We start from the raw sequence: 18,152 nt of genomic DNA on the forward strand, positions 1-18,152 counted from the left end.
GATCCCCGGTTCCCGGGAACAAGCAGCGCGCCGTCCCGCATTTCCGGGTTCACTCCGGCGTGGCGCCGATGCCGTGCTGCTTGGCCTTGTCCACCAGTTCCTGGCGGGTGCGCACCTGCAGCTTGCCCTGGATGTCCAGCACGCGGTTGGCCACCGTCTTGACCGACAGCGCGATCTCGTCGGCGATCCGGCGGTTCTCCAGGCCCTTGGCCACGAGCAGGAGGGTCCGGTACTCGGCACGGGTCAGGTTGAACGGCAGCTCGCCGCCCGCCGCGGCCGCCGGCATGGTCAGCAGGGCCCGGCCCACCCGCTCGTCGAGCACCATCTTGCCCTCGGCGACCGTGCGCACCGCCTGCACGAGCTCCTTCTCCTCCTTGCGGAGGTAGCCGTGCGCACCCGCCTTCAAGGCCGCTAGGACGTGCTCGACCTCCTCGTGCATGGACAGCACCAGCACCCTGCTCTCCGGCGCCACCTCGGTGATCCGGCGGATGGCGTCGGGCCCGCACATGACCGGGTCGGCGCCCGGTGACCGCGGGATCCTGAGGTCCATGACCACCACGTCGGGATGATGCCGCTCGACCGACGCGACGGCGTCCTCGGCGTTCCCGGCGTCGCCCACCACGACGATGTCCGGGGCGTACTCCAACTCGCCCCGCAGCCCCTTGAGGAAGATCGGGTGGTCGTCGACGAGCAGCACCCGGTACCCGGTCTGCGTCATGTAGCGCTCCCAGCACGTGCGCGGCGCGGCGCCGCGTCGGCGCCGCGCCACCCACGTCGCTCAACTCGGTTCGAAGGGGATGTGGGCGGTGACGCGGGTGCCGGGGTCGAGCTGGTCGACGGTGAACGTGCCACCGAGCGCCTTGCACCGCTCCTTCATGGACGCCAGCCCGATCCCGAACGGGAGTTCGTCCGGCAGTCCCCGGCCGTCGTCGACCACGCTCACCTCCAGACCGGAGCCGGTCCGGTTCAACGAGATCCGGCACCGCGAGGCGCCCGCGTGGCGCACGACGTTGAGCAGGGCCTCGCCGGTGATCAGGAACGCGGCGCGGCCCACCACGGGCGGCACGTCGTCGAGCTCCCCCGCCGTGGTCACCTGGACCTCCACCTCGTCCGCGAAGCTCTCCGCGCGCCGGCGGACCGCCTGGGTCAGGTTCGGCCCGAGGTCGAGCGCCCGCGCGTTGCGCACGACCCGGCGCACGGTGCCGGTGAGCGTCTCCAGGTCCGCCACGGCTTCCTGGATCAGCTCGCGGGTGCGGGTGTCGGACCGCTCCAGCGTCCGCAGCGCCACGCCCATCTGCTTGCCGATGCCCACCACGCTCGGCCCGATGTAGTCGTGCAGGTCGTTGCTGATCCGGCGCAGCTCCTCCCGCCGCTCGCGCTCGAACCTGGCGTCGGCCTCGCGCAGCGCCAGCGCCATCCGCGCCGAGTGCACCGCCGGCGCGGCCTGCCCGGCCATGTCCTCCAGCAGCCGCACGTCCCGCCGCCCGAAGGCCTCACCCCTCGCGCGGGCCTCGGCCACGAGCAGGCCGATCTTCCGGCCCTGGTGCCGGAGCACCACGGAGTGCCGGTCCGACCCGGTCTCCGCGCCGTGCACGGCCGACGGCGCGGAGTCGGGGAAGTCCACCAGGTGCACCGCCACGTACGGCAGCTTCAGCCCCTTGCCCACCCACGCCACCACCGCCGGCAGCAGTTCGTGCTGGCGCATGGGGTGCGCCAGGGTCCGGCCGAGTTCGACCAGCGCCCGGTACGGGTCGGACCACGCGCCGTACAGCGCGCGGTTCACCCCGCGCAGCAGCACCTTGTGCAGGGGCGCGAGCGACACGACGACCACGACGGTGGCGATCACGTTCTCCTCGGTGGGCGCCCTCGTCGTGGTGATCAGCACGACGGTGGAGTAGACGCCGATGAGCAGCACGCCCAGGAACCCGTACAGCAGGGTGCGGTGCAGGATCAGCTCGATGTCGTACAAGCCGTAGCGCATGATCGCGATCACCACCGCCACCGGGAAGGCCCCGGCCGCGACCAGCCAGGCTCCCCACGCCTCCCCGAACGCCAGCTCGAGCCCCAGCGCGGGCACGAAGACGAGTGAGCCCGCCAGCACCCACCACACCACGCGGCGTTGCGCCCCTCGCGGGGTCCGCCACCCGCGCACCGCCAGCGACGCCATCGCGGCGCAGAGGGCCACCGCGAACGCGGCGAACCCGATCGCGGCGACCGCCACCGGCACGCCCCGGCGCGCGGTGCCGCTGAAGACCTGGTGCCAGAACTCGGCCGGATCGCCCCAGGCCGCCCACCCCAGGCCGATGGCGGGCAGGAGCACGCCGACCGCGGCGACCCCGATGGCGGCCCACCAGCGCCGGCCGGGCGGCCGACCCGTGGGGAACAGCAGGAGCACGACCGGCAGCAGCGAGTAGGTCGGCCACCACGACCACGCGCTCACCCACGCCAGCCAGCGCTGGTCGGGGAGCACGGTCGGCCCGGCGGCCAGCGCGCCGCTCACGCCGGTCGCGAGCAGGCACCACCCCACCGGGTTGCGCTGGGCGTGGGCGACGACCCGTTCACCCAGCAGGCAGTACACGACCGCGATGAACCAGCTGTGCGGGTGCGACGGCGGGGCGGCGCCACCCAGGCGCAACGCCACCGCCGCCGCGACCAGCCCGACCGCGCCGACCGCGAGCAGCCGTGCGAGGAGCAGCACCCGGTTGCCGCGTCGCTCTCCCCTGTCCCCCAACGCCCTGTCCACCACACGTCCCCCCGCCACGAGCCTGCCGACCCCACCCCCGCGCGACCTCACGACGTGCCGTTGAGCCAGTGCCAGAAGTTGTGGCACGGCGAGCCCTCGTCGTACCGCTCGACGTCCCGGTAGACGAACTCCGCGACGTCCGGCACGCCTGCCCCGGCGAGCACGGCGACGTCGACCCCGCCGACGGGCAGCGCGGTCCCGCCGTCGTCGCCCGCGACGTGCGAGTGCCGGTGCACGTCGACGCCGACGTCCGCTTTGATGCCGAGGCCCAGCGCCGCGTGCATCGTCTTCAGGTCCGGCAGGAGCCCGGCCTCGGCCACTGGCCCGTAGCGGGACTCGAACCAGACGAGCCCTTCGGCGACCCGTTCCGGGCCGACCGCCGCGGCGGTGGCGTGGGCGCCGGTGAAGTGCGGGTTGCCCGCCGGCGCGGTCGCCGCGTACCGGCGGAAGACCTCGTACCACTCGGCCAGGTCGCCCAGGACGGGGTGCGAGAGCTGCCCTCGGTCTTCGGTGGGTGCGGTCATCGGCTCTTCCTCCGCTTCGCTGGTGTCCTCGTGCAGCCTGTCGAGCCCGGCGTCCCGGGAACCAGGGGTGTCCCTCCTGGATTTCCGGGCGACCCGACACGCGATTCCGGCGAGCCCAGGACTTGGCCAATGGGGCTCGATACAGGCACATGATGGCCACGATCCACCGACTTGGCAACCGCGAGCAGGGCTCCTACCAGCGCAAACGCGAACCGACAAGGTCAGTTGACGCAGAAGCCCGAACATCTTGGCAGAAGCTCGGGCCGGATTCGCACGACGCAGAACAGCCATGCCACGAATTGCCGGAACGCGCAAGAGCGGCACTTGTCCGCAAACGTCGTCCGGCCTTTCGGCAGCGATTGCCGAGCGGGCGCTCAGCGCTCCCCGCCGGGGCCGCTAGCATCGCGAACGGACCGCTGAGGAGCCCGTCGTACTGCTCGCTGCCGGACCGGGTCGTCCCACCCCCGCTTCCGTCGTCCGCCAGACCTGGCCTTCGCCATATCGCGCTGGTCAGAGGCACCACCCGACTTGTTGGAGACTCCTCGATGCGCCAACCGTCCCACTACCCCTACTTGACGCGCCGCATCCTGCACCTCTTCGAGCACGGCGCGCTCACCCGGGTTTCGAGCATCGACTTCGAGCCCGCCTACGGCTACGTGGTGCGCATCAACTACGACAACGGCAGCCACCGGGTGACCTACGGCAACGACCTCGGTCTCAACACGGGCGCGGCCTCCGACCTGGCGAAGGACAAGGGGCACAGCAAGTTCATGCTCAGGACCATCGGCGTGGAGGTGCCCGAGGGCAAGGAGTTCCTGCTCCCGACGTGGGCGGCACGGGTCCGCGAGAGCCCTCGGCAGGCGACGAACACCGGGATCCAAGAGGTCGACCAGGCGGACGGCTACGTCGAGCGGTCGTTCGGCTATCCGGCGTACGTCAAGCCCGTCGACGGTTCCAAGGGCGCCGGCGTCTTCAAGGTCTACCGCCGGTCCGAGCTCTTCGCGGCCTTCGAGGCGCTGGAGGAGAGGAAGGTCCGGCTCGCGCTGGTGGAAGCGCCCGTGGAGCTGCCCGACTACCGGATCGTGACGCTCGACGGCGAGCTGATCAGCGCTTACCGCCGGGTGCCCCTGTCGGTCGTCGGTGACGGGGTCGCCTCCGTCGCGACCCTGCTGGGCGACCTCCAGGCGTCGTTCGTGGCGGACGGGCGTGACACGCGCATCGCGGTCGGCGACCCGCGCATCGCGGCGCACCTGGGCCGGTCGGGACTCGACCTCCGGAGCGTGCCGGCTGAGCACGAGGTCGTGCGGCTGCTGCCGATCTCCAACCTCTCCACCGGCGGTGTCGCCGAGGACGTGTCCGTAGAGATCGACGGGCGCTGGGTCGAGCTGGCGCGGCACGTCGCCCACAACTTCAACCTGCGGCTGTGCGGCCTCGACCTCGCGTGCGCCGACATCGCGGACCCCGCCGCCGAGCACGCCGTCTTCGAGGTCAACGCCTCGCCCGGTCTCGACCACTACGCGCTGTCGGGTGCGACGCAGCAACAGGTCGTCGACGACCTGTACACCAGCGTCCTCAACGCCTATGCGTGAACGGTGCTCGTCGGCTAGCGCCGCCTAGGGCCTGAGCGTCGCCTGGAACGCGGCGGCGGGTCGGTCGGTGCCGAAGAACGGGCCGGTGGCCAGGTCCGCGCCGGCTGCGCGCCACCAGGCCGCCTGATCCGCTGTGGTGATGGCGGAGACCGCGATGAGGGCTCCCGTGTCGCGCAGCGCCGCGGTCAGGGCGTTCGCATGACCCGCGCCCGCGCTGGTACCGAGATCGGCGAAGCGCTCGGCGATCCGGATGACCCGCACGTCGAGGTCGCGCGCGGCGGTGAAGTCGTCCGGTCCCAGGGCGAAGTCCTCCAGGGCCGTCCGCACGCCCATCTCGGCCAGCACGGCGAGGTTGTCCACCGCCTCGGCCACCGTCGCCACCCGGGCCGGGATGCCGATCACCAACCGGCTCGCGGGCAGGCCGGCGCTGTCCAGCGCCCGCACCACCCGCGGCACGAGGTCGGCGTCGCACGCCTGGTGCGCGGTCAGGGCCACGGTCAACGGGGAGGTGAAGCCGTTGCGCCGCCCCCACCAGTGGACCTGGCCGGCCGCGGCGCCCAGCAGCCACTCGCCCAGCGGCAGGATGAGGCCCGTCCGCTCGGCGAGCTCGACGCACCGCTCGTGCCCGACCGGTCCTTCCGGCCGCTCCCAGCCCAGCACCGCTTCCACCCCCGCCACGCCGCCGTCCGCCGGTCGCGCCACGGGCCGGTAGCGGACGGTGATCTCGCCCCGCTCCCACGCGCCCGGCATGCCGACGGCCAGCGCGTGCGCCGACCGCTCCGCGATGTCCCGGTCCGGGTCGAACACCTCCCACTGACCGCGCCGGTTCGTCCTGGCCCGCCGCAGGGCCTGGTCGGCCGCCCGCAGCAGCTCGGCCGGGTCGTCGTCACGACCACCGCGCGCGACGCCGATCGAGGTGGACAGCGCCAGGCCGTGGCCGTCGACGTACAGGGGTTCGGCCAGCTCCCGGTTGACCGCGGTGGCGATCGTGGCGATGTCCGGCGTGGTCGCCGTGTTCTCCACGAGGATGCCGAACTCGTCGCCGTCGAGCCGGGCGACCATCGCCTTCTCGCGCGCCACCAGGGACTTCAGCCGCTGCGCGACGTGCACCAGCAGCCGTTCCCCGGCGCGGCGGCCGAGGCTGTCGCACACCATGCCCAACGCGTCGAGGTCGAGGTGCAGCAGCGTCACGCCGTGCGCCGGGTCGGCCCGCCGCAGCGCGCTCTCCAGGTGGGTGCTGAAGAACTGGCGGTTCGGCAGGCCGGTGAGCACGTCGTGCAGCGCCTGCCGGTTCAGCTCGTTCTGCAGCAGCACCAGCTCGGTGCCGTCCTCGACGACCACGACGAAGTGGCTCGACGCGCCGCCCGGGTCGCCCACCAGCGACGCGGTCAACGAGATCCGCGCGACGTCGCCGTCCTGGCGCAGCAACCGCTGCGACTGCCGGACGCGGTCCTGCGCGCCCTCGACCACGGCCCGCATCCCCTCGCGCAGCATCCCGACCGTGTCGGGGTGCACGAGGTCGAACAGGTTCGTCCCGGCCAGCTCCGCGCCGGTGCGGCCGAGGATCTCGCCGATGGCGGTGTTGGCGCGCACGAGCCGGCCGTCCAGGTCGGCGATCAGGACGCCGCTCGCCGACGACGTGACGACCTCGTCGAACCTGGCCTCGCTCTCCTTCAGGTTCCACTTGGCGTCGCGCACGGCCTTGAGCAGCGACAGCTGCATGCGTTCCTGCTGCTCGAACACCGCACGCCGGTTCGCGGTGAGGAAACCGGTGGCCAGCGCGCCGATCGCGAGCGCGAGCCGGTCCGCGTGCGCGTCGACCGGTTGGAACTCGGGCAGCGACGCGAGCCCCTTGCCGAGGACCTCGACGGTGCGGCGCAGCCCGTCCTCGCCGACGTACCCGGTCGCGACGACGTCCTCGCCGATCCGCTCGACCGCCGCCGCGTCGAACGGGTCGGCGGTCAGGATCGTGCACAACGCGTCGAGCCGGTGGCGCAGCTCGCGCGCCAGCTCCTCCTTGGTCAGGGCGGTCGCCGCGACGCCGCTCAGCAGGTAGGTCCACTTGCCCGCGAGGAGGTCCCGCGCGCGGGACCCGTCCGGGGAGGTCGGAGAGGGCTCGGGTGCGGACGGGGTGGGCGAGGTCATGGTTTTCGGGCGACCCCGCCGTAGATGACCATGTTCATCCCCGGGGTCTGGGACATGTCACCCGGGCCCGCGGGCCGCCACGCCGCGCACCCGACCAGACCCGGCTCGACCAGCTCGAAGTCACCGAACAGCGCCAGCACCTGGTCGTGCGAGCGCTCGTTGAGCTGGTCGGCGCTGCGGCTGTCCTTGATCAGGTCCGTCACGTCGGTCAGGCTCTCGTCCTGGTTGTCGGCGGTGACGTGGGTGATCGCCAGGTGGCTGCCGGGGGCCAACGCCTCGCGGTAGGTCGACATCAGCGCCCACGGGTCGGCCGCGTCCGGCACCCAGTGCAGCATCATCAGCACGAGCAGGCCGACGGGCTGGTCGAAGTCGAGCAGCCGCCGGGTCTCGGGGTGGTCGAGGATGGACCCGGGGTCGCGCATGTCGGCGTGCACGACGGCCGCGCGGTCGTTGTCCGCCAGCATCAGCTCGCTGTGCGCCACCGCGATCGGGTCCTTGTCGACGTACACGACCCGGCACGCCGGGTCCGCGGCCTGGGCGACCTCGTGCACGTTGGCGACGGTGGGGATGCCGGAGCCGATGTCGAGGAACTGGGTGATGCCCTGTCCGATCATGTGCCGGACGGCCCGGCCGAGGAAGGCCCGGTTCACCCGGGCCGCGGACCGCGCGTCGGGCATGATGCGCTCGACCTGCACCGCGAGTTCCCGGTCCACCGCGAAATTGTGGGCGCCACCCAGCAGGTAATCGTACGTGCGGGCCATGCTCGGCACCGAAACGTCGACGCTCTGGGGAATCCACTCCCGTTGCACCACTGCGAACACCCCTTTCGGAAGAAGGCATCATCCTAACCAGCCGGTCGGTATCGACGCTGCGCCACCCGAGTGTGCGCAGTCACCCGATCGGGCACTGTCATCCTCACCCGAACGGCTTCTATGGTGAGCCGTCCCGTCAACAGCGGCGAGGAGCGGACATGCCCGTCCCGGTAGCTCCGGGCCGTCTTCCCGTGCTTGGTCACACCGTGTCGATGCTGCGACGCCGACATCTGTTCACCGCATTATTGCGGAATCACGGCGATGTCGTCCGGATTGACCTGGGAACGATGCGCACCTACTTTGTGACGAATCCTCGATTAGTCCACGAGTTGCTCGTCACCAAGGGATCGTCATTCAGGAAGGGCGCCTTGTTCGACAGGTTCCAGCCGATCTTCGGCAACGGGCTGGCCACGTCGAACGGCGGGTTCCACCAGCGCCAGCGCCGGATGGTGCAGCCCGCCTTCCACCGGCGCCGCATCGCCCACTACGTCGAGACCATGGCGCGCGCCGCGGCCGACTGGACGGCCGACTGGCGCCCCGGCCAGGTGCGCGTGCTCGAAGAGGACACCCAGGCGCTGGCCGTCACCATCGTGGGCGAAGCGCTGTTCTCCACCGAACTCGGCAAGCGGGCGGTCGAAGAGGTGCGCCGGTCGTTGTTCACCGTGCTCAAGCAGGGCATGGTCCGCGCGCTGTCGCCGTCGTTCGTCGAGAAGCTGCCCCTGCCGGGCAACCGCGCGTTCGACGAGGCCATCACGCGGATGCGGGCGATCGTGCTCGATGTCGTGCGCGGGTGGCGGGAGGACGGCGTCGACCGGGGCGACCTGCTGTCGGTGCTGCTGACGGCCCAGGACCCGGACACCGGCGCGGGCATGTCCGACGAGCAGGTCCACGACGAGGTCATGACGCTGCTCGTCGGCGGCGTCGAGACCACCGCGCTGGCGCTGGCCTGGACGTTCCACGAGATCGCCGGGCACCCGGAGGTCGAGCGGCGCGTCCACGCCGAGGTGGACGAGGTGCTCGGCGGGCGCACGCCCACCTTCGCCGACGTCGGCGACCTGGTCTACCTCAAGCAGGTCGTCAACGAGGTGCTGCGGATGTACCCGGTGTGGTTCCTGATGCGGCGCACCCTCGCGCCGGTCGAGCTGGGTGACGTGACGTTGCCCGAGGGCACCGAGGTGATCTTCAGCCCGCACGCCCTGCACCACGACCCGACGTCGTTCGAGGACCCGGACCGCTTCGACCCGGACCGGTGGTCCCCCGAACGCGCCGCGCGGATCCCGAAGGGCGCGTTCGTCCCGTTCGGCGCGGGCGCGCGCCAGTGCGTCGGGAACCTGTTCGCCCAGACCGAGATCGTCGTCGCCGCCGCCACCGTGGCGGCGCGGTGGCGGCTGGTACCCGTGCCGGGCAAGCCCGTGCGCGTCAAGTTCACCTCCGCCGCGTACCCCAGCGGAATGCTGATGACGGCGGTTCCCCGAAACTGAGTTGGAGGCTGTTGCCCCGTGGGTTGGTTGCGTTCGCGCCGGATCGTCGCCGTCGCGCTGCTCTCCGCCGGCGCCTGTCTCGCACCCGGCACGGCCGGCGCGGCGCAGGCCGTGTGCGAGGACGTGAGGGTGCCGGTGAAGGTCGCGCTGACGGCGCACTCCGTGTACGGCCGGTTGTGCGTGCCGGCAGGTGCGACGACGGTGCAGGTGCTGGTGCCCGGTGGCACCTACAGCAGCGCGTACTGGGACATCGACCGGTCCCCCGAGAAGCTGTCCTACCGGCAGGCCATGAACCGGGCGGGCATCGCGACGATCGCCGTCGACCGGCTCGGCAGCGGGCGCAGCTCCAAGCCGTTGAGCGTCCTGCTCAGCCTCTCCACCCAGGCCAAGGCGGTGCACGCGGTGATCGAGTCGCTGCGACCGCGGTTCGACCGGGTCGTGCTGGTCGGCCACTCGATCGGCTCGGCGGTGGCCACGACCGAGGCGGTGACGTACCGCGACGTGGACGGCGTGGTGCTCACCGGCCTCAGCCACCAGGTCAACCTGCCGGGCGCGGTGCCGGTGTTCACCACCCTGATCCCGGCCACGCTCGACACCCGGCTGGCGGGGCGCGGCCTCGACCTCGGCTACCTGACGACGCTCGCCGGTTCCCGGTACTCGTCGTTCCACGCGCCCGGCGCGGTGGAGCCGGGCGCGCTCGACTTCGACGAGGCCACCAAGGACGTCGTCACGCCGACGGAGACCGTGAGCACGGTGCTGATCAGCGAACTCGTCCCGGTGTCACGGCGGATCACCGTGCCGGTCATGGTCGTCATGGGCGGTGAGGACGGGAACTTCTGCGGCCCGCCGCTCGGCGCGGACTGCTCGTCCGACGAGGCGCTGCGCCAGTCGGAGGGGCGGTTCTACTCACCGGCGGCCCGGTTGAGCACCTACGTCGTCCCCGGTTACGGGCACTCGCTCAACTTCTCGCCGAACGCGCCGGGTTATCACCGCGCGGTCGCCGAGTGGACCGGCCGAATCGGCTGACCACGACTTGACCCGTCGGGTGAATCACCGGCCCGGAAGTGTGAATCCGGAATGACCTCGTAACCCGTTTCGCTATTCCTCGTTTGCCGTCGCGCCAGTGATTCACGACTGGAGAAACCCAGCGAGGTGTTCACCGAGCTCCTCGAAGCAGATGCTTCCACCGCCTGAACTCGCCCCGCCGGGCGCAGTTCGTAGTGCCACGGTTCGTTGCGGTAGACCTGGCACAGGCCGTACTCGGCGCCGTGCTCGGACAGCCACGCCCTGGCGGCGGGCGGCCCGATGGTCGGCCGCGGGGTCCGGCAATCGGGTTCGGGTCGATTCGCCGAGGCTCATGCCTCCCAATCAACGTGACGCGGTGTTGCCGACGCGTTCGCGCTCGTGGATATGCCGACGATATGGGCCTGGTCGTAGCATCGGGACATGCGCGTGCTGGTCGTCGAGGACGAGCCCTACCTGGCCGAGGCGATCCGCGACGGGCTGCGCCTGCAAGCGATCGCCGCCGACATCGCCGGTGACGGTGACACCGCGCTGGAACTGCTGGGCGTCAACTCCTACGACATCGCCGTGCTCGACCGCGACATCCCCGGGCCGTCCGGCGACGAGGTCGCCGAGAGCATCGTCGCGTCCGGCAGCGGCATGCCGATCCTCATGCTCACCGCCGCCGACCGGCTCGACGACAAGGCCTCCGGGTTCGAGCTCGGCGCCGACGACTACCTCACCAAGCCGTTCGAGCTGCGGGAGCTCGTGCTCAGGCTCAGGGCGCTCGATCGCAGGCGTGCGCACAACCGGCCGCCCGTGCGGGAGATCGCGGGGCTGCGGCTGGACCCGTTCCGCCGCGAGGTCTACCGGGACGGCCGGTACGTGGCGCTGACCAGGAAGCAGTTCGCCGTGCTCGAGGTCCTCGTCGCCGCCGAAGGTGGTGTCGTCAGCGCCGAGGAGCTGCTGGAACGGGCGTGGGACGAGAACGCCGACCCCTTCACCAACGCGGTGCGGATCACGGTCTCGGCACTGCGCAAGCGCCTCGGCGAACCCCGGGTCATCGCCACCGTGCCGGGCGTCGGCTACCGCATCGGCACGGCGCCCGGCGACGGGCGCGAGGGACGGGACCGTGGATAGGCAGCCCGGTCTGAGCGTCCGCCTCAAGCTCACCCTCAGCTACGCCGGGTTCCTCCTGCTCGCCGGCGGCTTGCTGCTCGCGGTCGTGTGGGTGTTCCTGCTGCGGTACGTGCCCGAGGTCATCCACGTCGACCCGCCGGGGAGGTGGCCGCCCGGCCCCTCGGTGCCCGACCGCGCCGCCCTGGAGGCCGCCTTCGTGCCGAAGGCCGCCCTGGTGATGGTGCTCCTGCTGGTGTTCGGCCTCGTGGGAGGGTGGCTGCTGGCCGGCAGCATGCTCGCGCCCCTGACCCGCATCACCCACGCCACCCGCCTGGCCGCGAACGGATCGCTCTCCCACCGGATCGGGCTGGAGGGCCACCAGGACGAGTTCCGCGAGCTCGCCGACGCCTTCGACACCATGCTCGCGCGGATCGAGGCGCACGACGCCGAGCAGCGGCGGTTCGCCGCCAACGCGTCCCACGAACTGCGCACCCCGCTGGCGATCACGCAGACGCTCCTCGACGTCGCCCGCGACGACCCGGACCGCGATGCCGGTGAGCTCGTCGAACGCCTGCGCTTCGTCAACACCCGGGCGATCGACCTCACCGAGGCGCTGCTCCTGCTCAGCCGCGCCAACCGGCGGTCCTTCGCCCGGGAGCGCGTCGACCTGTCCCTCATCGCGGAAGAAGCCGCTGAAACGCTCCTCCCCCTGGCGGAGAAGCGGGGCCTCACCATCGAGACCTCCGGCGACCTGACCGCCACCACCGGCTCGCACGCGCTCCTGCTCCAGCTGACGACGAACCTCGTGCACAACGCGATCGTCCACAACCTGCCGGCGGGGGGCGCCGTGCGGGTCACCACCGGCGCCCACCCCAAGACCGCGGTGCTCACGGTCGAGAACACCGGCGAGGAGCTGACGCCGCAGGCGGTCGCGACGTTCACCGAACCGTTCCAGCGCGGCGCCCGACGCGTGCGCGACGACCACGCGGGCGTCGGGCTCGGCCTGGCGATCGTCAAGAGCATCGCCCAGGCCCACGACGGGACCCTCACCCTCGCCCCGCGAGCGGGCGGAGGGCTCCGCATCACGGTCCGGCTGCCCGTCGCGCCGCCCGTCACGCCGCCGCGCACCAGCCCGGTGACGCTCAGGTCGACGTGACGGGGAAGTCGAAGTAGCGGTCCGGGTACGGCTCGTCGGTCAGCGCGTAGTGCCACCACTCGCACTCGTACGAGCTGAAACCGCAGTCCTCCATGATCGAGCGGAGATGCCGGCGGTTGTCCGCCTCGACCCGGGTGATCCCCGGTGCGCCGTGGTGCGAGACCGGGTCCATCAGGTCGTGACCGCCGCCCGTGGCGGCGAGTTCACCGGTGGCCAGGTGGTAGAGCGTCAGGTCGACCGCGCTGCCCCGGCTGTGGCCCGACCTGACGGCCACGTACCCCTTCGCGACCATCTCGGCGCGGTCGATGTTCGGGTAGTGCCGCGGTTTCGTCCGACCGTCCTCCGGTTGTCGCGACCAGCGCAGGAAGCAGTCCACCGCGCGTTGCGGGCGGTAGCCGTCCCAGACGAGCAGGCCGAAGCCGAGGGTGGCGGCCTTCTCCTGCGCGCTCCCCAGGGCCGAGCACAGCGCCCGCGTGCCGACGACCCGGTTCGCCGCGTAGCCGTCCACGGGTTCGCCGGTGAAGTTGTCCGGGGTGGCGTACTTGGCGTCCCAGCGCAGTCCGGGCACGAACTCGTCCAGGAACACGAAGTCCTCGAAGGCCGGGTCGTCGTTCATCGCGCCGCTCCGGCCAGGGCCAGCGACACGACCCGGTCGATCACCTCGCCGAGCGGCAACCCCGCCGCCGCCATCATCCTCGGGTACCGGCTGTACGAGGTCAGGCCGGGCAAGGTGTTGACCTCGTTGAGGACGACCGTCCCGTCTTCCTTCAGGAACAGGTCCACGCGCGCCAGTCCACGGCAGCCCAGGGCGCGGTACACGGCCTTCGCCGTCTCCCGCACGAGCGAGCGCGCCTCGGCCGTGATGTCGGCGGGGACGATCGCCGTCGAGTTCTCGGAGCCGCTCTCCGGTTCGCTCTCCTGGTGGATCCGGAAGAAGCCGTGCGACAGCGCGATCCGATCCACCTCGCCGGCGACCAGGTCCGACCCGTTGCCCAGGATGGCGCAGCCGACCTCGCTGCCGACGACGGCCCCTTCCACCAACACCTTCGAGTCGTACCGCCTCGCGGTCTCCACCGCGCTCGCCAGTTCCTCCGGCCGGGACACCTTGCCGACGCCGAAGGACGATCCCGAACGGGCCGGTTTCACGAAGACCGGGTAGGTCAGCCGGTCCGGGTCGACCGGCTCGTCCGCCGTGACGACCAGGAAGTCCGGCGTGGCGATCCCCGCGCCGCGCGCGACGAGGTAGCTGAGGGACTTGTCCATGCACAGGGCGGAGCTCGGCACGTCGCAGCCCGCGTAGGGGATGCCGGAGAGCTCCAGCAGCCCTTGCGTCGCGCCGTCCTCGCCCAGCTTGCCGTGCAGGACGGGCAGCACCACGTCCAACCCGATCGTCCGGTACCGCCCCTGCTCCAGCACCAGCAGCCCGCGCACGTCGCGGTCCGGTGACAGCACGACCGGCCGGGAGTCGCCGTTCTCCCAATCCCCGCCCGGACCGTCGCAGAGCCGCCAGGCGCCGCTCTTCGTGATCCCGATGTAGTACGGCTCGTACTTGTCGGTGTCGAGGTGTGCCGCCACCTCCCGCGCGGAGGTGACGGAGACGGAGTGCTCTTCGGAGCGACCCCCGAACACGATGCCGATCCTCATACCCAGTGCCGCTTTCTGCTCTCGAAGTCGCGACAGTTGACGATGGAGTTCTCCACCGCGTCGCGCAGGGCGTGGTCCGTGTAGTAGGCGGTGTGCGGTGTTATGACCACGTTCGGCAGTCGCCGCAACCGCGACAGCTGCTCGCGGTCGACGGGCCGGTCCCGACGATCGGCGTAGAAGATCCCTTCTTCCCCTTCCAGGACGTCCAGCGCCGCGCCGCCCAACCTGCCGCTCTCCAACGCCGCGAGGAGGGCTTCGGTGTCGATCAGCCCACCCCGTCCGGTGTTGACGACGAACGCGCCGTGCTTCAACCGCTCGATGCGACGGCGGTTCAGCAGGTGGTGCGTGTCCGCGGTGAGCGGTGTGTGGAGCGTGACGACGTCGCTCTGCTGGAGCAGTTCGTCGAGGGGCACGTACTCGGCCGAGGACCTCGGCCGGACGTCGTGGGCCAACGGCCGGCAGCCGAAACCGCGCAACCGGTCGATGACGGCGGCGCCGATCCGCCCCGTGCCGACGACCCCGACGGTCAGGTCGCGCAGCTCCCGTCCAGGCAGGTCGGGCAACCTGTAGTCGTGGGCGTCCGCGCGCCTGATGACGGACTTCGCGTCGCGCACCGCCATCAGCATCAACATCACCGCGTAGTCGGCCACGCCGTGCGGCGAGTACTTGACGTTCCCGACGGTGATGCCGACACCCGCCGCATAGGCCACGTCGACGTGGTCGTCGCCGATGCTCCTCGTGGAGAGGTACGTCACGCCGACCTGGCTGAGCGCGAGCAGGGTGGGGTTGGTGATCCGGGTCTTGTGCCCGACGCTCACGCACCGGTTGCCCGCGGCCAGCTCGACGTTGGCCTCGGACACCGCCGCCTCGGTGATCGTCGGCACCACGCCGAAGCGGGGCGCCAGCTCGCGGAACAGGACGGCTTCGTCCGGTCCGCAGCCGTACGCCGTGATGCCCGGTGGCGGGCCGGTCGGGGTGGACCAGGGTGCCGGCGATCTGGTGCGACGGGCCGACGGCCGTGCCGGTTCGCGGTCGGTCATGCCACCAGTCAAGACAAGGCGGCGTTGCCGGCACGTATGCGGTTCCCGATATGCCGACGACATGTTACCGAACGGTAGGACGGGTGCGATCGTCACGGTTCGTCGGCGGAGGAGCCGTTCCCAGCTGATGAACGCCCGTCCCGGACGGTCGCGGCGAGCAGGTACGGTCCGTCGCGCAAGCCCTGATACGACCCATCGGGGGGAGTGTCTGCTCGACGAAACTGGGAGGGAACGAGCCGTGCGCCGTCCTGTCCGTGGCACCGCTGTCGTCGCGATCGCGCTGACCAGTCTCCTGGTGGTGAGCGCCTGTGCGAAGGACTCCGGTGGCAGCAGCACCGGGTCGACCGCCGCCGCCGGCGCCGCTTGCGAGTTCGCGACGCCGCCCAGCGCGCCCGCCACCTCGATCTCCAGCGCCGCCAAGCCAGGCGGTGGCGAGAAGATCGACGGCAGTGCCCTGAAGATCGGTCTGGCCTACGACATCGGCGGTCGCGGTGACGCGTCGTTCAACGACCTCGCCGCCGCCGGGTTCGACCAGGCGATCAAGGACCTGGGCGTCAAGAAGGAGAACACCCGCGAGCTCTCCGCCGCACCGAACGAGGACGAGTCGGTGAAGCAGTCCCGCCTGCGCCAGCTCGCGCGCGAGGGCTTCAACCCGATCGTCGGCGTCGGCTTCGCGTACACCGAGTCGCTCCGGGTCGTCGCGCCGGAGTTCCCGGACGTCCGGTTCGGGCTGGTGGACTCGGCCGTGGAGGGCGCGGCCAACGTCACGCCGCTGGTCTTCGCCGAGCAGGAGGGCGCGTTCCTCGCCGGCGTCGTGGCCGCGTACCAGAGCAAGAAGTGCCACGTCGGTTTCGTCGGCGGCGTGGACATCCCGCTGATCCACAAGTTCGAGGCCGGGTACGTCCAGGGCGCGAAGGCCGCCGCGCCGAAGATCGTGGTCGAGAAGAAGTACATCACGCCGGCCACCGACTTCACCGGCTTCCAGGACCCGGCGAAGGGCCTGGAGACCGCGAAGGGCCTCATCGAGAAGGGCGCGGACGTCCTCTACCCCGCCGCGGGCGCGTCCGGCATCGGCGTCTTCTCCGCGGTGAAGCAGGCGGGTGTGCTGGCGATCGGGTGTGACGCCGACCAGTACAACCAGCCGACGCTGGCGGACACCAGGGACGTCATCGTCGCGTCGAGCCTCAAGCGCGTCGACGTGGCGGTGTACGACTTCGTCGCCGCCGCCGCGAGGAACGACCTGACCTCGCTGCCGAAGGTCTTCGACCTCAAGGTGAACGGTGTCGGTTACGCCACGTCGGGCGGCAAGGTCGACGCGAAGCTTCAGGGCATCCTCGAGGGGTTCAAGGCGCAGATCATCTCGGGCTCGATCAAGGTCTCGGACAAGCGGTAGTCCGCCGGTCCACGGCCACCGGGCCTGGTGGGGATGCGTCCCCACCAGGCCCGGTGGTCTGTCGGGAGCCGAACGCACCTCGACGGGTGGTTCGAGGTGCGGTGGTCGAGCCGGCGGCGGTCGAGGTCGCTACCGGGGTGGCGGTAGCCGAGCCCGGTAGCAGCCGAGGTGCGGGGGTCGGGGTAGCGGCGGCCGGGGTGACGGCAGCCGAGGTGGGTGACCGGGGTGGCGGCGGTCGGGGTGGTGGTCAGAGCGCGGAGAAGTGGGCCGCGTCGCCGACGACCGTGGTGCTCGTGACGCCGTCCACGCTGACCGGGACGTCGCCCGCGATGGTGATGCGGTGCAGGCGGCGGTGCTCGTCGTCGTAGTCGGCGACGCCGTAGTGCTGGGTGGCGCGGTTGTCCCAGATCGCCACGTCGCCGTCGGCCCACTGCCAGCGCACCGTGTTCTCCAGCCGGGTCACCCGGTCTTGGAGCAGGCGGTGCACCGACTGCGACTCGGCGCTCGTCAGGCCCACGATCCGCTTGACGAAGTGACCCAGCAGCAACGCCCGCTCGCCGGTCTCCGGGTGCACGCGCACGACGGGGTGCTCGGTCTCGTAGCGCTGGGACTCGAACTCGTCGCGGTAGGACTCCTCCTTCACGTCCACCCCGCCGATGCGGGTCGAGTCCACGTGCCCGGCGTAGTCGTACACGTTGCTGTGCACCGCCCACAGCCGGTCGACCAACGCCTTCAGCGCCGGCGGCAGCTCCTCGTAGGCGCGCACCGTGTTGGCCCACACCGTGTTGCCGCCGTAGGGCGGCAGCTCGACCGCGCGCAGGATGCTGATCGCGGGCACGCGGTCGACGAAGGTGACGTCGGTGTGCCAACTGTTGGCCTTGCCGTAGTCGGAGTCGATCGGCAGCACGTTGGCGTGCTCGCGGCCCTTGACGGTCGGGTGGGCCAGCGTCGGCTCGCCGAGCAGCCGGGCGAAGGCGAGCTGACCGGCGTCGTCCAGGTGCTCCTGGCCGCGGAAGAACACCACCTTGTGCGCCAGCAGCGCGTCCCGGACGGTCGCGACGGCGCCCTCGGACAGGTCGCCGCCCAGCCGGACGCCGCCGATCCGCGCGCCGATGCCCGCGCCGAGCCGGTGGACGGTGATCGTGTCGGATAGCTGTGCGGTCATCGCGGTGTCCTCTCGTGAGAATGCGTTCGCACTTCACGATGGGCAGTCACGGCCATCGGGCACAACATTGCGCGGCGGTGAATTAAGTCGTCCCAGCACGCGGACGTGGTTGACACGCACAACCGCCCCGGCACTTCTTTGCACTGCACAAAAAAGTGGCCGGTGTCCAGCTCCGCAGACCGCGGACTCCATGATGTGGGACGCCCGCCGAGCCCGTTGACCCGGCCTGACCTGGCTGTGAGGCTCGGTGCGTGAGCCAAGCCGTCAACCTCACCTCGCGCCGGCACGTCGATCTCCGACGCCAAGCCGGCGCCCTCTGTCGCGCCGGTCGCTGAACCA

At 71.3% G+C, this 18,152-nt stretch carries 16 protein-coding genes and 1 pseudogene; 7 read left to right on the forward strand and 10 right to left on the reverse strand.

From position 1 onward, the window contains the following. Positions 1-49: 49 nt before the first annotated feature. The 3 genes from ACQPYE_RS24615 to ACQPYE_RS24625 are packed head-to-tail and all read right to left on the reverse strand — an operon-like array spanning position 50 to position 3,267. On the reverse strand, positions 50-718 hold the full coding sequence (locus tag ACQPYE_RS24615; RefSeq protein ID WP_498714748.1) for a response regulator transcription factor: 669 nt from the start codon (positions 716-718) through the stop codon (positions 50-52). Between the two features lie 60 nt (positions 719-778). Beyond that, on the reverse strand, positions 779-2,731 hold the full coding sequence (locus tag ACQPYE_RS24620) for a sensor histidine kinase (RefSeq protein WP_498714749.1): 1,953 nt from the start codon (positions 2,729-2,731) through the stop codon (positions 779-781). Positions 2,732-2,790: 59 nt separating this feature from the next. Next, a complete protein-coding gene (locus tag ACQPYE_RS24625; RefSeq protein WP_498714750.1) occupies positions 2,791-3,267 on the reverse strand; it encodes a hypothetical protein in 477 nt (158 codons plus the stop codon). A 545-nt stretch (positions 3,268-3,812) separates the two neighbouring features. On the opposite strand from ACQPYE_RS24625, the gene ACQPYE_RS24630 reads away from it, so the two are divergent. Next, positions 3,813-4,856: a hypothetical protein gene (locus ACQPYE_RS24630; protein WP_498714751.1), complete on the forward strand. Its 1,044-nt coding sequence runs from the start codon at positions 3,813-3,815 to the stop codon at positions 4,854-4,856. A 24-nt stretch (positions 4,857-4,880) separates the two neighbouring features. On the opposite strand, the gene ACQPYE_RS24635 is transcribed toward ACQPYE_RS24630, so the two are convergent. Both ACQPYE_RS24635 and ACQPYE_RS24640 read right to left on the reverse strand, forming a co-directional pair. After that, positions 4,881-7,001 (reverse strand): putative bifunctional diguanylate cyclase/phosphodiesterase, encoded by a 2,121-nt coding sequence (locus ACQPYE_RS24635; protein WP_498714752.1) that lies wholly within the window; start codon positions 6,999-7,001, stop codon positions 4,881-4,883. Further along, complete coding sequence (locus ACQPYE_RS24640; RefSeq protein WP_498714753.1) at positions 6,998-7,762, reverse strand: SAM-dependent methyltransferase; 765 nt, start codon at positions 7,760-7,762, stop codon at positions 6,998-7,000. The genes ACQPYE_RS24635 and ACQPYE_RS24640 overlap by 4 nt, the downstream gene beginning before the upstream one ends. A gap of 209 nt (positions 7,763-7,971) precedes the next feature. Here ACQPYE_RS24640 and ACQPYE_RS24645 point away from each other — a divergent pair, with 209 nt between their 5' ends. Both ACQPYE_RS24645 and ACQPYE_RS24650 read left to right on the forward strand, forming a co-directional pair. Beyond that, the gene (locus ACQPYE_RS24645) at positions 7,972-9,294 is read left to right on the forward strand and encodes a cytochrome P450 (RefSeq protein WP_498714754.1); all 1,323 of its coding nucleotides are present in this window, start codon (positions 7,972-7,974) and stop codon (positions 9,292-9,294) included. 18 nt (positions 9,295-9,312) lie between these two features. Next, positions 9,313-10,320: an alpha/beta hydrolase gene (locus tag ACQPYE_RS24650; protein ID WP_498714755.1), complete on the forward strand. Its 1,008-nt coding sequence runs from the start codon at positions 9,313-9,315 to the stop codon at positions 10,318-10,320. 179 nt (positions 10,321-10,499) lie between these two features. Here the strand turns inward: ACQPYE_RS24650 and ACQPYE_RS24655 are convergent. Beyond that, a pseudogene (locus ACQPYE_RS24655) lies at positions 10,500-10,601 on the reverse strand (peptidase M15); the annotation flags it as partial. Positions 10,602-10,740: 139 nt separating this feature from the next. On the opposite strand from ACQPYE_RS24655, the gene ACQPYE_RS24660 reads away from it, so the two are divergent. Both ACQPYE_RS24660 and ACQPYE_RS24665 read left to right on the forward strand, forming a co-directional pair. Next, the gene (locus ACQPYE_RS24660) at positions 10,741-11,436 is read left to right on the forward strand and encodes a response regulator transcription factor (protein ID WP_498714756.1); all 696 of its coding nucleotides are present in this window, start codon (positions 10,741-10,743) and stop codon (positions 11,434-11,436) included. Beyond that, positions 11,429-12,571 carry a sensor histidine kinase gene (locus tag ACQPYE_RS24665; protein WP_498714757.1) on the forward strand — a complete coding sequence of 381 codons (1,143 nt, stop codon included), beginning with the start codon at positions 11,429-11,431 and terminating at the stop codon, positions 12,569-12,571. The genes ACQPYE_RS24660 and ACQPYE_RS24665 overlap by 8 nt, the downstream gene beginning before the upstream one ends. On the opposite strand, the gene vanX is transcribed toward ACQPYE_RS24665, so the two are convergent. From vanX to ACQPYE_RS24680, 3 genes are read right to left on the reverse strand one after another with little or no spacing between them, the layout of a single operon-like run. Continuing rightward, complete coding sequence (vanX, locus tag ACQPYE_RS24670; protein WP_498714758.1) at positions 12,558-13,187, reverse strand: D-Ala-D-Ala dipeptidase VanX; 630 nt, start codon at positions 13,185-13,187, stop codon at positions 12,558-12,560. The two genes, ACQPYE_RS24665 and vanX, sit on opposite strands and share 14 nt — an antisense overlap. Further along, complete coding sequence (vanA-Sc, locus tag ACQPYE_RS24675) at positions 13,184-14,215, reverse strand: D-alanine--(R)-lactate ligase VanA-Sc (RefSeq protein ID WP_498714759.1); 1,032 nt, start codon at positions 14,213-14,215, stop codon at positions 13,184-13,186. Before vanA-Sc ends, vanX begins: the two co-directional genes overlap by 4 nt. Then, positions 14,212-15,255 (reverse strand): D-isomer specific 2-hydroxyacid dehydrogenase family protein, encoded by a 1,044-nt coding sequence (locus tag ACQPYE_RS24680; RefSeq protein WP_498714760.1) that lies wholly within the window; start codon positions 15,253-15,255, stop codon positions 14,212-14,214. The genes vanA-Sc and ACQPYE_RS24680 overlap by 4 nt, the downstream gene beginning before the upstream one ends. A 238-nt stretch (positions 15,256-15,493) precedes the next feature. On the opposite strand from ACQPYE_RS24680, the gene ACQPYE_RS24685 reads away from it, so the two are divergent. Beyond that, a complete protein-coding gene (locus tag ACQPYE_RS24685) occupies positions 15,494-16,648 on the forward strand; it encodes a BMP family lipoprotein (protein WP_498714761.1) in 1,155 nt (384 codons plus the stop codon). A 247-nt stretch (positions 16,649-16,895) separates the two neighbouring features. On the opposite strand, the gene ACQPYE_RS24690 is transcribed toward ACQPYE_RS24685, so the two are convergent. Further along, entirely contained in the window at positions 16,896-17,813 is a 918-nt protein-coding gene (locus ACQPYE_RS24690; protein ID WP_498714762.1) for a TauD/TfdA dioxygenase family protein, read from the reverse strand. A gap of 251 nt (positions 17,814-18,064) precedes the next feature. Here ACQPYE_RS24690 and ACQPYE_RS24695 point away from each other — a divergent pair, with 251 nt between their 5' ends. Continuing rightward, positions 18,065-18,148, forward strand: coding sequence for a putative leader peptide (locus ACQPYE_RS24695; protein WP_360457754.1), 84 nt, complete (start codon positions 18,065-18,067; stop codon positions 18,146-18,148). The last annotated feature ends 4 nt before the right edge of the window (positions 18,149-18,152 follow it).

Source organism: Actinosynnema sp. CA-299493 (assembly GCF_050946825.1).
GTDB lineage: Bacteria > Actinomycetota > Actinomycetes > Mycobacteriales > Pseudonocardiaceae > Actinosynnema.

Coding starts and splice junctions, on each gene's coding strand:
- ACQPYE_RS24615 (WP_498714748.1), bottom strand. CDS start 718: ATGACGCAGACCGGGTACCGGGTGCTGCTCGTCGACGACCACCCGATC.
- ACQPYE_RS24625 (WP_498714750.1), bottom strand. CDS start 3,267: ATGACCGCACCCACCGAAGACCGAGGGCAGCTCTCGCACCCCGTCCTG.
- ACQPYE_RS24630 (WP_498714751.1), top strand. CDS start 3,813: ATGCGCCAACCGTCCCACTACCCCTACTTGACGCGCCGCATCCTGCAC.
- ACQPYE_RS24635 (WP_498714752.1), bottom strand. CDS start 7,001: ATGACCTCGCCCACCCCGTCCGCACCCGAGCCCTCTCCGACCTCCCCG.
- ACQPYE_RS24640 (WP_498714753.1), bottom strand. CDS start 7,762: ATGGCCCGCACGTACGATTACCTGCTGGGTGGCGCCCACAATTTCGCG.
- ACQPYE_RS24645 (WP_498714754.1), top strand. CDS start 7,972: ATGCCCGTCCCGGTAGCTCCGGGCCGTCTTCCCGTGCTTGGTCACACC.
- ACQPYE_RS24660 (WP_498714756.1), top strand. CDS start 10,741: ATGCGCGTGCTGGTCGTCGAGGACGAGCCCTACCTGGCCGAGGCGATC.
- vanX (WP_498714758.1), bottom strand. CDS start 13,187: ATGAACGACGACCCGGCCTTCGAGGACTTCGTGTTCCTGGACGAGTTC.
- vanA-Sc (WP_498714759.1), bottom strand. CDS start 14,215: ATGAGGATCGGCATCGTGTTCGGGGGTCGCTCCGAAGAGCACTCCGTC.
- ACQPYE_RS24680 (WP_498714760.1), bottom strand. CDS start 15,255: ATGACCGACCGCGAACCGGCACGGCCGTCGGCCCGTCGCACCAGATCG.
- ACQPYE_RS24690 (WP_498714762.1), bottom strand. CDS start 17,813: ATGACCGCACAGCTATCCGACACGATCACCGTCCACCGGCTCGGCGCG.